This window comes from Sphaerisporangium siamense (genome assembly GCF_014205275.1).
Lineage (GTDB): Bacteria > Actinomycetota > Actinomycetes > Streptosporangiales > Streptosporangiaceae > Sphaerisporangium > Sphaerisporangium siamense.
In genome coordinates this window covers 7,259,598-7,276,005 of the sequence record NZ_JACHND010000001.1, presented here as the reverse complement: position 1 = coordinate 7,276,005, position 16,408 = coordinate 7,259,598, and the positions used below count along the sequence as shown (strand labels likewise).

At 73.1% G+C, this 16,408-nt stretch carries 12 protein-coding genes; 8 read left to right on the top strand and 4 right to left on the bottom strand.

Translation table 11 applies throughout. The features are described from left to right. The first annotated feature begins 30 nt into the window (after positions 1-30). The 3 genes from BJ982_RS33120 to BJ982_RS33110 all read left to right on the top strand — a co-directional run bounded on the left by BJ982_RS33120 (position 31) and on the right by BJ982_RS33110 (position 2,853). A complete protein-coding gene (locus BJ982_RS33120) occupies positions 31-918 on the top strand; it encodes a 1-aminocyclopropane-1-carboxylate deaminase/D-cysteine desulfhydrase (RefSeq protein WP_239122867.1) in 888 nt (295 codons plus the stop codon). A 113-nt stretch (positions 919-1,031) separates the two neighbouring features. Next, positions 1,032-1,883: an N-acetyl-1-D-myo-inositol-2-amino-2-deoxy-alpha-D-glucopyranoside deacetylase gene (mshB, locus tag BJ982_RS33115; protein ID WP_184886611.1), complete on the top strand. Its 852-nt coding sequence runs from the start codon at positions 1,032-1,034 to the stop codon at positions 1,881-1,883. A gap of 400 nt (positions 1,884-2,283) precedes the next feature. Beyond that, the gene (locus tag BJ982_RS33110; RefSeq protein WP_184886609.1) at positions 2,284-2,853 is read left to right on the top strand and encodes a GNAT family N-acetyltransferase; all 570 of its coding nucleotides are present in this window, start codon (positions 2,284-2,286) and stop codon (positions 2,851-2,853) included. Positions 2,854-2,928: 75 nt separating this feature from the next. Here BJ982_RS33110 and BJ982_RS33105 read toward each other — a convergent pair whose 3' ends face one another. Beyond that, positions 2,929-3,213 (bottom strand): HesB/IscA family protein, encoded by a 285-nt coding sequence (locus tag BJ982_RS33105; protein WP_184886607.1) that lies wholly within the window; start codon positions 3,211-3,213, stop codon positions 2,929-2,931. 263 nt (positions 3,214-3,476) lie between these two features. Between BJ982_RS33105 and BJ982_RS33100 the strand changes: the two genes are divergently transcribed. Further along, the gene (locus tag BJ982_RS33100; protein ID WP_184886605.1) at positions 3,477-4,427 is read left to right on the top strand and encodes an endonuclease/exonuclease/phosphatase family protein; all 951 of its coding nucleotides are present in this window, start codon (positions 3,477-3,479) and stop codon (positions 4,425-4,427) included. Between the two features lie 3 nt (positions 4,428-4,430). Here the strand turns inward: BJ982_RS33100 and pulA are convergent, their stop codons facing one another. Both pulA and BJ982_RS39985 read right to left on the bottom strand, forming a co-directional pair. Continuing rightward, positions 4,431-10,265, bottom strand: coding sequence for a pullulanase-type alpha-1,6-glucosidase (gene pulA, locus BJ982_RS33095; RefSeq protein ID WP_239122866.1), 5,835 nt, complete (start codon positions 10,263-10,265; stop codon positions 4,431-4,433). Positions 10,266-10,879: 614 nt separating this feature from the next. Continuing rightward, a complete protein-coding gene (locus BJ982_RS39985) occupies positions 10,880-11,710 on the bottom strand; it encodes a hypothetical protein (RefSeq protein WP_184886601.1) in 831 nt (276 codons plus the stop codon). A gap of 41 nt (positions 11,711-11,751) precedes the next feature. Here BJ982_RS39985 and BJ982_RS33085 point away from each other — a divergent pair, with 41 nt between their 5' ends. Further along, entirely contained in the window at positions 11,752-11,892 is a 141-nt protein-coding gene (locus tag BJ982_RS33085) for a hypothetical protein (protein WP_184889981.1), read from the top strand. 261 nt (positions 11,893-12,153) lie between these two features. Here the strand turns inward: BJ982_RS33085 and BJ982_RS33080 are convergent, their stop codons facing one another. Next, positions 12,154-12,540, bottom strand: a complete 387-nt coding sequence (locus tag BJ982_RS33080) for a hypothetical protein (RefSeq protein ID WP_184886599.1) — start codon at positions 12,538-12,540, stop codon at positions 12,154-12,156. A 274-nt stretch (positions 12,541-12,814) separates the two neighbouring features. Here BJ982_RS33080 and BJ982_RS33075 point away from each other — a divergent pair, with 274 nt between their 5' ends. From BJ982_RS33075 to fabG, 3 genes are all read left to right on the top strand, one after another. Next, positions 12,815-15,088, top strand: coding sequence for a LuxR family transcriptional regulator (locus tag BJ982_RS33075; RefSeq protein WP_184886597.1), 2,274 nt, complete (start codon positions 12,815-12,817; stop codon positions 15,086-15,088). A gap of 58 nt (positions 15,089-15,146) precedes the next feature. Then, positions 15,147-15,557, top strand: coding sequence for a hypothetical protein (locus BJ982_RS33070; RefSeq protein WP_184886595.1), 411 nt, complete (start codon positions 15,147-15,149; stop codon positions 15,555-15,557). A 93-nt stretch (positions 15,558-15,650) separates the two neighbouring features. Next, the gene (fabG, locus tag BJ982_RS33065) at positions 15,651-16,406 is read left to right on the top strand and encodes a 3-oxoacyl-ACP reductase FabG (RefSeq protein ID WP_184886593.1); all 756 of its coding nucleotides are present in this window, start codon (positions 15,651-15,653) and stop codon (positions 16,404-16,406) included. Positions 16,407-16,408: the final 2 nt, after the last annotated feature.

The following is a 16,408-nucleotide window of genomic DNA, read 5'->3' as shown; positions in this document are numbered from 1 at the left end:
TGCGGCCCGCATCCGTGCCAAGCTGGGCCTGTGGACGAGCACCTCTCCCTCCCCGGGGCGCGGCTGCCGAGCCCGATGGAGGAGATCGGCGACCCGCGGCTCGGCGGCGCGCGCCTGTTCCTCAAGCGCGACGACCTGATCCATCCCGGCCTGCCGGGCAACAAGTGGCGCAAGCTCAGGGACAACCTGGCCGAGGCGGCGCGGCGGGGCGAGGACACGCTGCTGACCTTCGGCGGCGCCTACTCGGGCCACATCCGCGCCACCGCCGCGGCCGGGCGGCTCTTCGGGTTCGCGACCATCGGGGTGATCCGGGGGGAGGAGCACCTGCCCCTCAACCCGTCCCTGGCGTACGCGGCGGCGCAGGGCATGCGGCTGACCTACATGGACCGCACGACCTACCGGGCCAAGCACACCCCCGAGGTGATCGCCCGGCTGCGCGCCGAGCACGGCCGGTTCCACCTGATCCCGGAAGGGGGGAGCAACGCCCGGGCGGTGCGCGGCTGCGCCGAGCTGCCCGCCGAGATCGAGGCCCAGGGCGTCGCCTTCGACGTGATCTGCTGCGCCGCCGGCACCGGCGGCACGCTCGCGGGCATCGCCGCCGGGCTGCCCCCCGCCCGCAGGGCCCTCGGCTTCTCCGCGCTGAAGGGCGGGGAGTTCCTGGCGGGCGAGGTCGAGCGGCTGCGGCGCGAGGCGTTCGGCGCCTCATCGGACAACTACGGCCTGGAGTGCGGCTTCCACTTCGGCGGCTACGCCCGGCGCACCCCGGAGCTGGACGCTTTCGCCGCCGATTTCGCCGCCCGGCACGGCCGCGTCCTGGAGCCGGTGTACGTCGCCAAGATGATGTACGGCGTCTTCGCGCTCGCCGCGCGGGGCGCGTTCGCCCCCGGCACGCGGATCGTCGCCGTCGTCACCGGCTGAGCCGCGGGGCCGTTCCCGCGACGGAGTCGTACCGGGACCGTGACACGACGCGCGTATGGTTCTGGGCGGGCACGTCCCACGGGATTCAGCCATCCGAAGGAAAGGCAGGCCGCATGCCGCCCGAACGACGCATCCTGTTCGTCCACGCGCATCCAGACGACGAGACGATCGGCACCGGCGCGACCATGGCCAAGTACGCGGCGGAGGGCGCCCACGTCTGCCTGGTGACGTGCACGCTCGGCGAGGAGGGCGAGGTCATCCCGCCCGAGCTGCGCCACCTCGCCGCCGACCGCGAGGACCGCCTCGGGGAGTACCGCGCCGGCGAGCTGGCCCGCGCGTGCGCGGCCCTCGGCGTCACCGACCACCGTTTCCTCGGCGGGGCCGGGCGCTGGCGCGACTCGGGCATGATGGGCGCCCCCACCAACGAGGACCCGGACTGCTTCTGGCAGGCCGACGTCGACCTGGCCGCCGCCGAGCTGGCCGGCATCGTGCGCGAGGTATGCCCGCAGGTCATCGTGACCTACGACGACAACGGCTACTACGGCCACCCCGACCACATCCAGGCCCACCGGGTGGCGTGGCGGGCCTTCGAGAAGGCCGGCGACCCGTCCTTCGGCGAGGGCGAGCCCTGGACGCCCTCGCGCTTCTACGCCACCGCCATGCCCCTGTCGCTGCTGGAGGGCGCGGTGGACTCCGGTCCGTTCGCGCGGGTGAAGTCCGTCGAGGACTTCGGCTTCGGCGTCCCCGACGAGCAGATCACGACCCGCGTCGACGTGGCCGCCCAGTTCGACGCCAAGCTCGCGGCCCTGCGCGCCCACCGCACCCAGATCATGGTGAACGGCGGCCACTTCGCCCTGTCCAACAACGTCGGCCACCCCGTCTACCCCGCCGAGTACTACACGCGCCTCGCGGGCGCCCCCGGCCCCCTCGACGCCGAGGGGCGCGAGACCGGCCTGTTCGACTGACCCGGGCCGCCGGCGGGTGGCGCGGCACCCGTGTCGAGATGAGGTCGTGACCGGGTGGTGTCCTGCGGGATCATTGCCGCCGCGTGGCCGCCGTCCTAGGGTGGCGGACGGGTCCATCGGGCACGCGTGCGCCGCAGGCGGGCGCGCCGGAACCTTGAGCCCTCGGGGACGGGAGGACGCACCCGTCCCCGAGGCCCGTTCGCCGCCGACCGGCCTCCCGGCACGGCTTGCCGCTTCCGGGCGTCTTCCGGGCCGTCCAGCGAGACGTTTCGCCCCTCGAACGGCGGCATGACCGGCAGATCGGTCTTGCCGGCCCCACGCCGGCGCGCCGGTCTGGCACCCTGTGGTCGCCCGCACCTCCATGGTCATCGGCCATGGCCCACGCCGTCGAGAGGCCCCCATGACGATCGAGTACGGCACGCCCGCCGCGTCCTCCCCGCCCTCCGTCGAGATCCGGCTGAGCGGGGAGGGGCTGGTCCTGCGGGAGTGGACCGACGGCGACCTGCCCGCCATGGCGGAGCTGTTCGACGACCCCGACGTGGCGCGCTGGACGCCGCTGGCCAGCCCGTTCGACCTGGCGGCGGCCCGCCGGTACCTGGAGGCGGCGCGGCGCTCGCGCGCGGCAGGGGAACGGCTGAACCTGGCGATCACCACCGACGGGGGCGTGCCCAAGGGGGAGATCCTGCTGAGCCGGGTGGGCTGGCCGGCGGGCACGGCCAGCATCGGTTACGTCGTCGGCGCGGCCCACCGCGGCCGGCGGCTGGCGGCGCGCGCGGTCCGGGTCATGGCCGTCTTCGCGCACACCGTGGCCGGGCTCTCGCGGGTCTGCCTGGAGATCGAGAAGGACAACGAGGCCAGCGCGCGGGTGGCCCGCGCGGCGGGCTTCGCCCTCACCGGCGAGCCCCCCAAGGTCGTCCAGGAGAAAGGGCGGAGGCTGAGCCTGCTGACCTGGGCTCATCCCGCGCCCTGAGACGCCGGCGCCCGCGCGGCGGGCGGCCGGGTGAAGGCCGTGCGCGCCCGGAGGTGGGTCGCGCACGGTGCGGGATCAGGGCGTCTGGTCCTCCACGTGGAAGGAGATGCCGCCCTGGTCGTCGATGTCGGCGTCGAGAGCCTTGTCGTCGAGCACGGACGCGGCGACCGGGTCGAGGTAGACCTTCGCCCCCTCGCTCTCGACGACCTTGTCGGTCGTCTCGGGCCCTTCGGCGACGGAGAGCATCAGCGAGCCCGCGTCGTCGCCCTGGGACGAGATGCGGATGCCCTTGTCGGTCGATTCCGACTGGGCGTTGAGGTCTCGGATCACCTTGGCGGCGGTGTCTGTCAGCGTGAGCATTGCGTCTCCTCGCCAGGGTCGATTTGTCCTAACAGTTCGGCCTTTGCCGTCTTTGAGGTCGATAAACCGGATCTCTGGATTGGAAAGGTCGAATCTCGCTGATGCTCCGTTGACGGGGCGTTGGGGTGGATCGCCCGCGACACGCGTCACGATTCGCCGCGAAACCGTGGCGCACCGTGGCCCGGAGGCCCATAGTTGAGCCGCGGGACGCGGCCGGCGCCTGGCCCGTGCCTCAGGGGTGGGACAGCGGGTGGGGAGCGATCATGGTCGTCGTCGGCACGTGGAACCTGGAGAACCTGTACCGCCCGGGAGGTGAGTTCGGCCCCGGCGACACCACCTCCTACCAGGCCAAGATCAAGGCGCTCGCCACCACGATCACCGGCTTCGCGCCCGACGTGCTCGGCGTCCAGGAGGTCGGCGACCCCGAGGCGCTGGACGACCTCACCGCCGAGCTCGGCGGCGAATGGCACACCGCGCTGTCCGGCCACCCCGACGCCCGCGGCATCCGCGTCGGCGTGATCAGCAGGTTCCCGCTCACCGTCCAGCGGGACGTGAGCGTCTTCGCCGCGCCCCTGGCCGCCGTCCAGAACGACGACACCGGCCCCGGCACCTCCCAGACCAGCCGCGGCATGCTCGCCGTCCAGGTGGAGCCCACCCCGGGCACGACGCTGTCGGTCGCCGTCTGCCACCTGAAGTCCAAGCTGCTCAGCTTCCCCGGCGGCAGGTTCGCCGCCCGCGACGAGGGCGAGCGCGCCCGGTTCGGCGCCTACGCCCTCTACCGGCGCGCCGCCGAGGCCACCACGCTGCGCGGTCTCGCCGACGCTCTGCTCGACGGCCAGGGGCGGCGGCGCCCGCTCGTCGTGCTCGGCGACTTCAACGACGAGCCGCAGGCCGCCACCACCCAGATCGTGCTGGGCCCCCCGGGATCGGAGCTCGGCACGCCCGGGGCCCTGCGCCCCGACAAGGGCGACGCCTGGCGCCTGTGGAACCTCGCCACGCGCATCGAGCCCGCGGCCGACCGCTACTCGCGGATCCACCAAGGCAAGGGGGAGCTCATCGACCACATCCTGGTCAGCCGGGCCCTCATCGAGCGCGTCGCGGAGATGCGCTCCGTCGTCTCCCACGGCCTGCCGTCGATCTCCGAGGACCCGACGGCCCGCCGCGACGCCGCCGACTCCGACCACGCCCCCCTCTACGCCCGCCTCGACCTGTGAGGGTCACGGGCGGACGAACACCGCCACGGTCCGCGCGGGGACGGTCAGGGCGCCGGTCGCCGGGTCGAAGGCCGACCGTCCCACCACCGGGTCGTCCGAGGCGGCCTGCACCGGGTGCAGCGCCGCCCGCGCCCCCTTCAGGGCGGGCACGACCTGCCGCCGCTCGTCCGGCGTCGCGTTGAAGACCACCGTGATCGACGCCCAGCGCGGGTCCAGCCCCGCCGTGTCCAGGTGCATGGTGATGACGCCCGGCGTCTCGTTCGCGCCGCTCAGCGGGAACGACAGCCGCCGCTGCACGTCCTCGCGCGAGCCGAGCGCGAAGGCCGGGGAGGAGGAGCGGATCCGCAGCAGCTCGCCCGCACGGGCCCGCGCCGCGCCGATGTCCGCGCAGTCCGGCCTGAGCGCGGGGTCGGCGAGCAGCGGCCCGGCGTACGGCCACGTGGCCGCGTTGTCGGCCGCGGGCGGCAGCCCCGACCCGAAGCCGTTGCCCGCCGCGCAGTCCCACAGCAGCCGGTTGAACCAGTCGCCGGAGTCGTAGGAGTTGCGGTCCAGCGACTTGGACCGCAACCGCTCGCTGCCCGCATGCAGGAACGCGACGCCCTGCGACAGCAGCACCGAGGCCAGCGCCACCGACTGCATGCGCACCCGGTCCGCCATCGGCGTGTCCGGCGGGAGCTTGTAGGCCAGCGCGTCGAACAGGGTCTCGTTGTCGTGGGCGTCGGCGTAGGTCACGGCCTCGCCGGGCGCCGCGGTGTACCCGGCGGGCGCGCCGTTGTAGTCCACCTGCGCGCCGGTGACCTCCGCGCCCGAGGACGCGGTGAACCGGTAGTCGCGCAGGTTCCCCGCCAGACCCACCTTGATCAGGTCCTGGTAGTGGAGCAGGCGGGCCCGCCGCTGCTCCTCGGTGCCGTTCGCCGGGGAGCCGTTGGGCGCCCCCGCGAGCCCCGAGGCGAACCCCTGCACGCGCGGGTCGGCGTCGAACGGGCCGCCGCCCCGCACGGCGTCGCGCAGCCGGTCGTTGAAGGTGCCCACGCCGGTGCCCGCCATGTTCGCCTGCGTGGCCTGGACGAACCGCGCGCCGTCCGCGACCTCGCCGAAGTTCCACCCCTCGCCGTACAGGACGACCGACCTGCCGTCCACGCCGTCGCGGGCGGGCGTGAGCCGGTCCAGCGCGGCCCGCACCGCCAGGATGTTCGCCTTCGGGTGGTGGCCCATGAGGTCGAACCGGAACCCGTCGACCTTGTACTCCCTGGCCCAGGTGACCACCGAGTCGACGACGAGCCTGCCCATCATGGCGTGCTCGGGCGCGGTGTTCGCGCAGCACGTGGACGTCGCCACCGAGCCGTCCGCCAGCAGCCGGTGGTAGTACCCGGGCACGATCCTGTCGAGCACCGACCTCGGGTCCTGCCCGGCGGCGTAGGTGTGGTTGTAGACCACGTCCATGACCACGCGCAGCCCGGCCCCGTTCAGCGCGGCGACCATGGCGCGGAACTCCACCACGCGCCGCGACCCGTCCGGATCGGTGGCGTAGGACCCCTCCGGGACCGTGTAGTGGACCGGGTCGTACCCCCAGTTGAAGGAGTCCGTGGCCGCGGTGGCCGCCACGCACGCCTGCTGCCGGTCGGAGTCGGGCGGCAGCGCGGCGAGGTCGCAGGACGGCTCGGTCCGGTCCGCCCTGCGCTCCGGCACGCTGCCGAAGTCGAAGGCCGGCAGCAGGTGCACGTGCGTCAGCCCGTCGGCGGCCAGCGCCCGCAGCGCCCGCGTGCCGGCCGAGTCACGGGTGAACGCCGCGTAGGTGCCGCGCTCGGCCGCCGGGACGGTCGCGTCGGAGGCCGAGAAGTCCCGCACGTGCAGCTCGTAGATCGACGGCCGGTCGGTGGCCGGAGGTTTGCGCAGGTCCGCCCAGCCGTCCGGGCGCAGCGAGCGGTCCGACAGGTCCACGAGCCGGCCGCGCGCCGAGTCGGCCGCCAGCGCCAGGCCGTAGGGGTCGGTGACCTCGTTGGTGACGACCCCGCCCGCCGCGGGCGCGTACACCGTGACCAGGAAGGTGTAGTAGCGGTCCTTCCAGGCGGGCGTGCCCCGCGCCGACCACACGCCGGTGGCGTCGTCGCGGCGCATCGCGTGCACGGTGCGCGCGCCGCCCGCCGGGCCGGTGTACAGCGCCAGCTCGACCTTCCGCGCGGTCGGCGCCCACACCGACACCGTCGGCGACCCCGAGGACCAGACCGGGCCCAGCGGGGCGGACACCGCCCGGGCGTACAGGTCGTCGAGCACGCCGGGGATCTGCACGCCCGTCGCGGCGCGCAGCGCGCCCGAGGTGTCCCGCTCCACCGCCACGACCTGGCCGCGCAGCGCCCCGGGGACCAGATCCGCGTCACGGGGGTCCACCTTGAGCGCCGCGTACGCCGCCAGGTGCGGCCGGGCGGCCTGCTGCGCCGCGGTCAGCTCGCCGGGCGCCAGGCGGATGAGGTGGGCGTCCCCCCGCAGCTCGCCCTGGTCGTACGCCAGGTCGCCCTGCGCGGAGAAGGCCACCGAGTAGCGCGAGGACGCCGAAGGGGTGACGTCCCAGGCGAGGGTGTCCCGGTCGATCCAGTGGGCCCGTGCCTTGGACAGGTCGGCGTCGGCGCCCGGCGCCGCGGGCTGGGGCAGCAGGTCGCCCTCGGCGCCCGCCAGCCGCCACACCTCGTGGCCGGTCGCGGCCAGGTCCACTGACCGGTCGGACGGCAGGTCCTTCTCGTCGCCCTTGTGGAAGATATAGCTCAGGCTCGTCGCCCCCTCCGCCAGCGGCACCCTGAAGTACACGCCGAAGCCGTCGGCCCCGGCCGGCGCCAGCGGCGCCGCCCATTCGGTGGGGGCCGCGGCTCCGGTCCACACGTGCAGCCCCCAGCCGTCGTGGTTCCCGTCCGGGCGGCGATAATGCAGGATCGCGACGTTCTCGGCCGCGGCCCGCGTCGGGTGCGCCCGGGCGTCGCCCGAGTTCACGTACGCATCCGCGCGGGCGGCGGGTGTGAACGCCTGGTCCGGGCCGGGGTCCTTGGCGTCCCCCTTGTGCACGATGAAGTTCAGCGGCGCCGCGGCGTCCTTGAGCGGCACCCTCCAGAACGCGCCGTAGGAGTCCGCGCCGTCCGGCGGGCGCGGGTTCGCCCAGTCGGTGGCCGTGCCGCCGGCCAGGCCGTCGCCCCACAGGTGCAGGCCCCAGCCGCCGTGGTCCCCGTCCGGGCGCCGGTAGTGGACGGTGGCGTACCCCTGGGCGGCGGCCCGCGAGCCGTACGTCTCCGGCCGGCCCTCGGCCAGCCACACCTCCCCGGTCCGGCGCGGGTCCACCAGCCGGTCGCCGCCGTCCTTCTCGTCCCCCTTGTGGGCGATGATCCCGACGCCGGTCGCGCCCGGCTTGAGCCTGATCCAGGCGAAACGGCCGTAGGCGTCCTCCCCGGCGAACGGCACGGGGGAGCCCCAGTCGGTGGGCCGCTCGACGTCGCCCCAGACGTGCAGGCCCCAGCCGTCGTGATCAGCCCGCTTGTAGTGGACGACCAGCCAGTCCCGTCGCACCGGCCCCGGCCCCCCGGGATCGGGCGGCGCGGCGACGGTGACGGTCACGGCGGCCGAGGCGTACCGGCCCGCCGAGTCCTTGACGACGGCCTTGTAGGTCAGCTTCGTCCCCGGCGCGATGCCGGTCAGGTCGTGGAACACGCGGAAGGTCCGGGCCGTCCCGTTCGTCGTGGGAGCGTCGTCGGTGCCGAGCACCGTCCACGCGCCGTCCCCCGCCCGTACGGCGAACGTCACCTGGTCGAAGCCGGTGCCCGGGACGGTGGCCGTCACCGGGATCCTCGGCTCGCCGGGCGTGCCCCGGACTTCGGCGCCCGGCAACGCGACCGACACCGCGGGCCCGGACGCCGGGACGGCGAGCGCCGCGGCGGCCCGGTAGACCACCGCCGACAGCGGCGGCACGGTCAGGCGCAGCGTGCGGTCGGCCGCCGAGGTCAGGCGCGCGGCGGCCGTGCCGTACACGCGGGCGAAGTCCATGCCCGGCGAGTACGTCGGGACGTCCGCGGTGGCCGGGGTGCGGGCGTTGTTGACCGCGACCACGTACTCGACCCGCTCCTTGGCGCCGACGCGGCTGAAGGCGTACAGGCCGCCCGAGGCCAGCCGCTCGACCTGCGCGCCGTCCGCGAGCGCGGGATGGGCGTCGCGCAGCCGCGCCAGCGCCGCGATGCCCCGGTAGAGCGGGTGGGAGGGGACGAAGTTGTCCTGGGCGTGCGTGGCGTCCGTGCCGATCAGGTCGTCGGTCAGATAGCTCGGCGTGCGCGAGGCGAACATGGTCTGGCGGGCGTCCTTGTCGCCGCCCTTGCCCGTGAAGCCCTGCTCGTCGCCGTAGTAGACGACCGGCTGGCCCCGGGTGAGGTACATCAGCTCGTGCGCGAACAGGTCGCGCCTCAGCAGCTCGGCGTCCGAGGCGCCCGGCGCGTCCTGGGCGACGAACCTGCCGATCCGGCCCATGTCGTGGTTGCCGAGGAACGTCGGCAGCGACGCCGCGTCGTCGCGGGCGCTCGTGTGGTAGTCGTCGCCCGCGTACAGGCGGGCCAGCCGGTCCGCCCCGGCCGTGCCGCCGGCGAACGAGCGGGCGGCCTCCTGGAACGGGAAGTCCAGCGTGGCGTCCATGCCGCCGCGCGTGGAGTACCTGCTGGTCACCGCCGGGTCGCCGGAGTACACCTCGCCGAACATGAAGAAGCGCTCGTCGCCGAGCCGGGCGGCGTAGCCGTGCAGGGCCGGGGTGAACCGCTCCCAGAACTCCATGTTCACGTGCTTGGCCGTGTCGATCCTGAAGCCGTCCACCCCGGCCTCGCGCACCCACGTACGGTAGATGTCGATCATGCCCCGCACGACCTCGGGCCGTTCGGTCCACAGGTCGTCCAGGCCCGCGAAGTCGCCGTACTCGTCGGTCTCGCCGCCACTGAACGTCGAATCGCCGCGGTTGTGGTACATCGTCGGGTCGTTCAGCCAGGCCGGCTTCTTGACGCCCGCCAGGGCGACCGGGGTGTACGGGAACGAGTCCGCGGTCACCTTCGGGAACGTGCCGCCGGCCGCGTAGGCGCGGTCGTCGAACACCTTGCCGTCGGCGTCGACGTACGGATACGCGCCCTTGGAGCGGTAGGCGTAGGTCTTCTCCTCGTAGTCCACGACGTCGGCGGTGTGGTTGGTGATGACGTCGAAGAAGACCTTCATCCCGCGCCGGTGCGCCTCACGGACCAGCCGCCTCATCTGCGCGTTCGTACCGAGGTGCGGGTCGATGGAGGTGAAGTCGGTGATCCAGTACCCGTGGTACCCGGCGGAGGCGTCCGCACCCGAGCCTTGCACGGCCCTGTTGGCGAACACAGGCGTCAGCCACAACGCCGTGCTGCCGAGCCCCTTGATGTAGTCGAGCTTCCCGATCAGCCCCGCCAGGTCACCCCCCTGATAGAACCCCTTGTCCGTCGGATCGAACCCGCTGACGAGCCGCCCCCCGTCCCGCCCGCCCCGGTCGTTGCCGGGATCGCCATTGGCAAAGCGATCAGTCATCGCGAAGTAGAACCGCTCCCGCGTCAGATCCCCCCGCACCGCATCCCGCGCAAGCCCCTCGTCGCCCCGCCCGGCCCCCCGGCTGAGCGGCGACACCAACGGCGCCCCGGCCGGCGACGCCGACGACACGACCTCGCCAGTGGCGGCCGCGACCGCGCCCGCGCCGGTGCGGATGGCGCTCACGGCCGGGCGGGCAGGGGGCGCGGCCGAGGCGGAGGCGGGGGAGAGAGCCGACACGGCGGCGAGCGGCGCGCACAGGGCCACGGCGAGGAGCACGGCCACGCGGCGGCTCCGAGGCATGGACGGCGCTCTCACGGGGTGCGGGGGGAGGGGCCGGACCACCAGGACCTCCACAGGTCGGAGTGATTCGCGGACGTTGCCCGGAAGCTACTCACAACCCCGGATCTTCACAATGCCTTACAGAAATTTCCAGAAAGAATCCGTGCCGTCCACTTCGAGACATCGGCATCCGGTGTCGCTGCCGACCTGCCGCCTCTCCCAATGATCAACTGACGACAGTGATCCCGCTTTCCGGCCTGACAAAAACTCAGGCACCCCGATCCCACTCATAGGCGCGAACTCAAATGCCTACGTCTTCTTCGACGGCATAAACGGAGATCCCACCCTCTAACAGCAGCCGCCCCTGCGCTGCCAAGCACCCCCGGCTGCCGCAACCGCCCCCACCGCCGCGACACGCCCCGCCCCCGCCGAAAAGCACCCCCGCTGCCCAACCGCCCCACCGCCGCGGCACGCCTTCGCCCTCTGACCCCCTCCGGACCCCTCCGAATCCCTCCGACCCTGGCGGTCCGTCCCCACTGCGCCTTCCGCCGCCCACCCCCGATGACCTGAGAGCCGCGCGTCACTCAGGGCCGCGTGTCACTCAGCCCGGGGCCCTCCTACCGCGTGGACGGCCGGGCCTCCGGAGGAATCCGTACTGGGATCTCCCCGCCCAGCCGCGCCCCGCCCGACAAGACCAACTCGTCCCCGCTCCAGAACCGCCCCGGGTCATACCAGTTGAGCCTGCGCCCACCCGGCAGAAGCCCCATCGCCTCATAAGTCGCGGCCACCACCTCCGCACAGTAAGCCGTCTCCAGCGCCGCACTCCCCGATTGCCCCGCGTTCCCGTCGGCTCCTCGGTTTCCCACGACCCGTGCGACCCGTGCGACCCGTGCAGTTCTGGCGGTCCACTCGTGCCAAGCGGTCCGCCGGTTACCCACTTCCCCGCTGCTGGCGGCGTCCCCCCTACTACCCGACTCCTCCCTGTCGTCCGCCTTTCTCCCCCTCCCGTGGACGAGCGGGAGGCGGCCGCGCAGCCATCGGCCGGCCAGGCCCGCCGTCGAGGGGAACGGCGTCCCGTCCAGGCGCGCGATGGTGCGCAGCAGCGCGTCCTCCATCTCCCGGGTGACCGCCGCGTCGAGCTGTCGCAGCCACGCCCGCTGTCCGTACCGCCGGGCCCACACGACCACCGCGTCCCGCAGGTCGTGCAACTGCACCCCGCGCTGATGGGTGCCCGTCCACATGTCCGGCAACGACCTGCCCAGCTCGGCGTGCCACATCAGCGGCGGCAGGTCCTCGATCACCACGGACATGCCGACATGGTTCACGGGACTGTTCGTCGTCATCTGGATGGCACGGTCCGGCGCCGACCGTCCCCGGAACAGCCACACGTCCCCGGTACGCGTCAGCTCCAGCGCCTCGTCGAGTTCGATGCCGCCACTGTGGATCATCCCAGTAGCCTAGGGACATGCGCTGGTGGAAAGTACTGGGGTTGGCCGCTTTCGCAGGCGTCGCCGCGACCGGCGTGGTGGTAGCCCGCGCCGAACGCCGCCGCCGCGCCTACACCCCCGACCAAATCCGAACCCGCCTCCGCCAACGCCACGCCGAGGCCACCACCCCGACCCCCGACTAGGGCTTGTTCACCCCAAGGTGACGCGCACGTGCCCGTCCACGGTCACGAACCGGGGCCGTCTCCGTGCGTGAAGGTCGACGACCGTAGAAATCAGGCCGACATCCTCAATAGCGTCGGCGTCACGTTGTCCACCTGCTGACGCGGCTCGGCCTTCCCCGAGGCCGGGGACATCCACATACGGCTGGAGGGGCTGGACAACGACGGCAGGGCCTGCTGAGCGTTCGCGGCATGGCAGGGCGGACCATGCCATGCCCTCGGGCGCTAGCGGGGCGGCGTGTCGTCGTGGGGCGGAGGCGGAGGGTGGGGGCCGAGGGTCAGGGGGCCGGTGAAGTCGCGGCCCTGGATTACGGGGCCGTGGACTGAGCCGCTGATGACGTTGTGGACGCCGTCTTCGCGTGTGGCGGGCGGGGCTTGGGCGGGTGGGGGTTCGTTGTCCGGGGGGCAGGCCGGCTGGGAGCGGCTCGGGCGCATGGTGGCGTACCAGGAGAGGGCCAAGCCGGTGAGGCCGGTCAAAGCGCTCAGGACGCTGGCTAGTTTGTCGGCCTTATCCAGACCTATCGCGATGAAGTACACGGCTAATGCGATCAGCGCGAGCCCGACGGAAAGAACGGCGATGCGCATGGCCGTCGATGCGCGGGAACGGTTCACGGGGCGATTGTGGCGTGCCCCAGGAAGACCGTACAGAGGGCGCCGATCGCGGACGGCCGATATGGGGCGCTACGGCCGGGCGGTTATCTGATTTGACGTTGCACGGCCGGATTTCTGGTGATCTTTCCAGATCGGCGGAGGTGATTTACGATTGCGGGGCCAGCTGGAGGCGAGGCGACGTTGGGCGGCGAGTGGGGTGCCTGCTTGGACGAAGGCGGGCGATGTTCCCGCGGAGACCACCAGTTTCGTCGGGCGGCGGGGCGAAGTCGGCCGGGTGATCCGACTGCTGGAACGGGGGCGGGTCGTCACGCTGACCGGCGTCGGCGGGGTCGGCAAGACGCGTATGGCTCTGCGGATCGCGCGGGCCGTTCAGCCGCGGTTCCCTGATGGGGTGTGGTTCGTCGAGCTGTCCTCGCTGCGCGAGCCGGAGCTGCTCGGGCACACCGTCTGCTCGGTGCTGCGCGTGGCGCAGCAGGCCGGGCGTCCGCCGATGGAGGTCCTCGCCGGGTTCCTGGGACGCCGGCACGCACTGCTCGTCCTCGACACGTGCGAGCACTTGGCGGAGGAGTGCGCGGCCATGCTCGTCACCTTGCTGGAGGCCGCACCCGGCCTGCGCGCCCTGGTAACGAGCAGGCGCGTCCTCGGCATGCCCGGCGAAACGTGCTATGAGGTAGTCCCCTTACCCATCGAGCCCAGCCCGCTACCCGTCGCCCCCTTACCCGTCGAGCCCAGTCCGCTGCCCATCGACCCCCGCCCAACTGGAGCCGTCCCCACAACTTGGAACCCCACACCCGCCGGCAGCACGCCCCCGAATGGCGCACCCGCCGATGGCGCGCCTGCCGACGGCGTACGTGTGAACCGCGTACCTGTGAACGGCGCAACCGCTAAGAACGCGAACGTGGATGGCGCAAGCGTGGGCGACGGGAACGTGGACCGTCGAAACGTAGACGGTGCGTTCGCGGACGAGGGGTTGGGGAGTGGTGGGGCGGTGGCGTTGTTCGTGGAGAGGGCGGGGCGGGTGGTGCCGGGGTTCGTGGCTACGCCTGAAGTCGCGGTGATCTGTGAGCGGTTGGACGGCATTCCGCTGGCGATCGAGCTTGCGGCCGTTCGGTTGCGGACGTTGTCCGTCGAGCAGATCATGGGGCGCATCGACGACCGTTTCGGCCTGCTGCTGGACGGCGACCGTGGCGGCCAGCCCCGGCACCGCACGATGCGCACGGCCATCGGCTGGAGTCACGAGCTGTGCGAGCCGCTGGAGCGCCTGCTCTGGGCCAGGCTGTCGGTCTTCGCGGGGGACTTCGACCTGGAGGCCGCGCAGGCGGTGTGCGCCGACCCCGGCGGCGCCACGGGCCTGTACCCGGGCCAGGTGCCGGAGTTGCTGCGCGCGCTGGCCGACAAGTCGATTCTGCGCCGTGACGGCGCCGGCGCGGCCGCCCGTTTCCGAATGCTGGGCACCGTGCGCGACTACGGCGCCGACTGGCTGCGCGAGCTCGGCGAGCGGGACCTCGTGCGCCGCCGTCACCGCGACCACTACCTGGACCTCGCGCGACGCTTCGACGCCGCGTGGTTCGGCCCCGACCAGGTCGCCTGGTACGCCCGCATGCGGCGCGAGCTGCCGAACCTGCGCTCGGCGCTCGACCTCTGCCATTCCGAGCAGGCCGAGCACCCCGTCGGCCTGGAGCTGGCCGGGCGGCTCGCGTACTTCTGGATGGCGTGCGGCTTCATCGCCGAGGGCCGCCACCACCTGCGCCGCGCGCTCGCCCTCAGCCACGCGCCGTCCGCGGGCCGGTCGCGGGCGCTGTGGGTGTGCGCCTGGCTCGCCGACTTCCAGGGCGACCTGGACGAGGCCAACGACCTCGCCACCGAGTGCCTCTCCCAGGCGTTCTCGCGACGGGACCGTGAGGCGGCGGGGTGGGGCACGATCTGCTGCGCCAACACCGGTCTGCACTGGGGGTACGTCACCGAGGTGCTGCCGATGTACGAGCGGGCGCGGCGCGCGCACGAGGAGGGCGGCGACCATGGCGCCGGGGTGGCGGTGGCGCTGGCCGGCGAGGCGTACGTGCTGCGCCGCCTCGGCAGGTACGAGCAGGCGCTGGCATGCCTGCGCGGGCAGCGGGCGCTGTGCGACGCGTACGGTGACATCTGGCTGCGGTCCACGGGCGACTGGGTGCGCAGCCTCATCGAGCTGGACCGGGGAGACCCGCACGCGGCCGAGCGGTTCGGCCGCGCGTCGCTGCGCGACAAGCGTGCGCTGCACGACAGCCTCGGCATCGCGGCCGTCGTCAGGAGCCTCGCCGGCGCGGCGGCCGGGCTCGGCGACATGGAGCGCGCGGCGCGGCTCCTCGGCGTCGGCGACCTGGTCGAGGACGCCTTCGGGCTCCGGATCGGCCGCGCCCTCCCGAACGGCATCACCGAGCGAACCGAGGCACGGGCGATGGACGCCCTGGGGGAGCGCACGTACCGGGACGCCGTCACCCGAGGACGCGAACTCGACCTGGACCGCGCCCTTGTCTACGCCCTCACGGGCGCCGAGCCTTCCCGGACGTGACAGGCGCGGCTCTTGGGTTGGGTGTTGACAGAAATGCCAAAAATGACATTATTCAGCCATGCGAGAGGAAACGCAGCGGCTGCTGTTGATCCAGGATGACTTTGAGCGTTTCCGTGCGGCCACGCGCATGCTCGTCGACCTGGACGATCTGATCCTGGAGATCTCCCGTGTCAGGAACGAGAGCGCCTCGCGGATGCAGATCAGCCCTGTCACCCCGCAGCCCCGTCCCGACGAGTCCCTGCCGGACGACGCCCGGGCCGTGCTGGAGTGTGTACGCAGGATGGGCGAGGAGCGGTTCCGCCGCCGTGACGTCTTCCGCCGCCTGGCCCGGCGGTTCAAGACCGTCGCGGCGATGGTCCCCGCCCTCGACCTGCTGGAGGCCGCGGGCTACATCCGCAAGGTCGAGCCCGCCGCGGAGCCCGGGCATCCGGGCCGCCGCCGCTCCCCGGAGTACGAGGTCCGCCTGTAGCGCGTACCCCTCGGGGAACCCGCGCGCTCGGCGGTGACCGCCCTCTGAATACCCTTGAGTGTTCTTTCGGCGGTTTCAGAAGGCGGGTGGCACGTGGGCGAGGGCGGGCTGGTGACCGGGCGGGTGGCGCTGGTGACGGGAGCCGGACAGGGGATCGGGCTGGCCATCGCACGGCTGCTCCGCGAGCACGGGGCGCGCGTCGTGGTGAGCGACCGGGACCCGGCGCTCGCGGAGGCGGCGGCCCGGGAGGCCGGGCACGGCGCCGGGCCCGAGGTCGTGCCGCTGGCCTGCGACGTCACCGACGAAGAGGCCGTCGAGGGGGCCGTCGCGCACGCGGTGGAGCGGTTCGGCGGGCTCGACATCATGGTCAACAACGCCGGGATCACGCGGGACGCCACCCTGGGGAAGATGACCGTCGACGATTTCGAGGCCGTCGTCGACGTCCATCTGAAGGGGACGTGGCTGGGGGTGCGGGCGGCGGCGAAGGTGATGCGCGAGGCGCGATCGGGGTCGATCGTCAACATCTCATCGCTGTCCGGGAAGTCCGGCAACTTCGGGCAGACGAACTACAGCGCCGCCAAGGCGGGCATCGTCGGGCTCACCAAGGCCGCCGCCAAGGAGCTGGGCCCGCGCGGGGTGCGCGTCAACGCCGTGCAGCCCGGGCTGATCAGGACCGCCATGACCGCGGCGATGCCCCCCGACGTCTTCGCCGCCCGCGAGGCCGACATCCCGCTGCGGCGCGCGGGCGAGCCCCACGAGGTGGCGGGCGCGGTGCTGTTCCTCGCCTCCGACCTGGCCGGTTACATGACGGGCGCCGTGCTGGAGGTCGGCGGCGGCCGCCTGATGTAGCG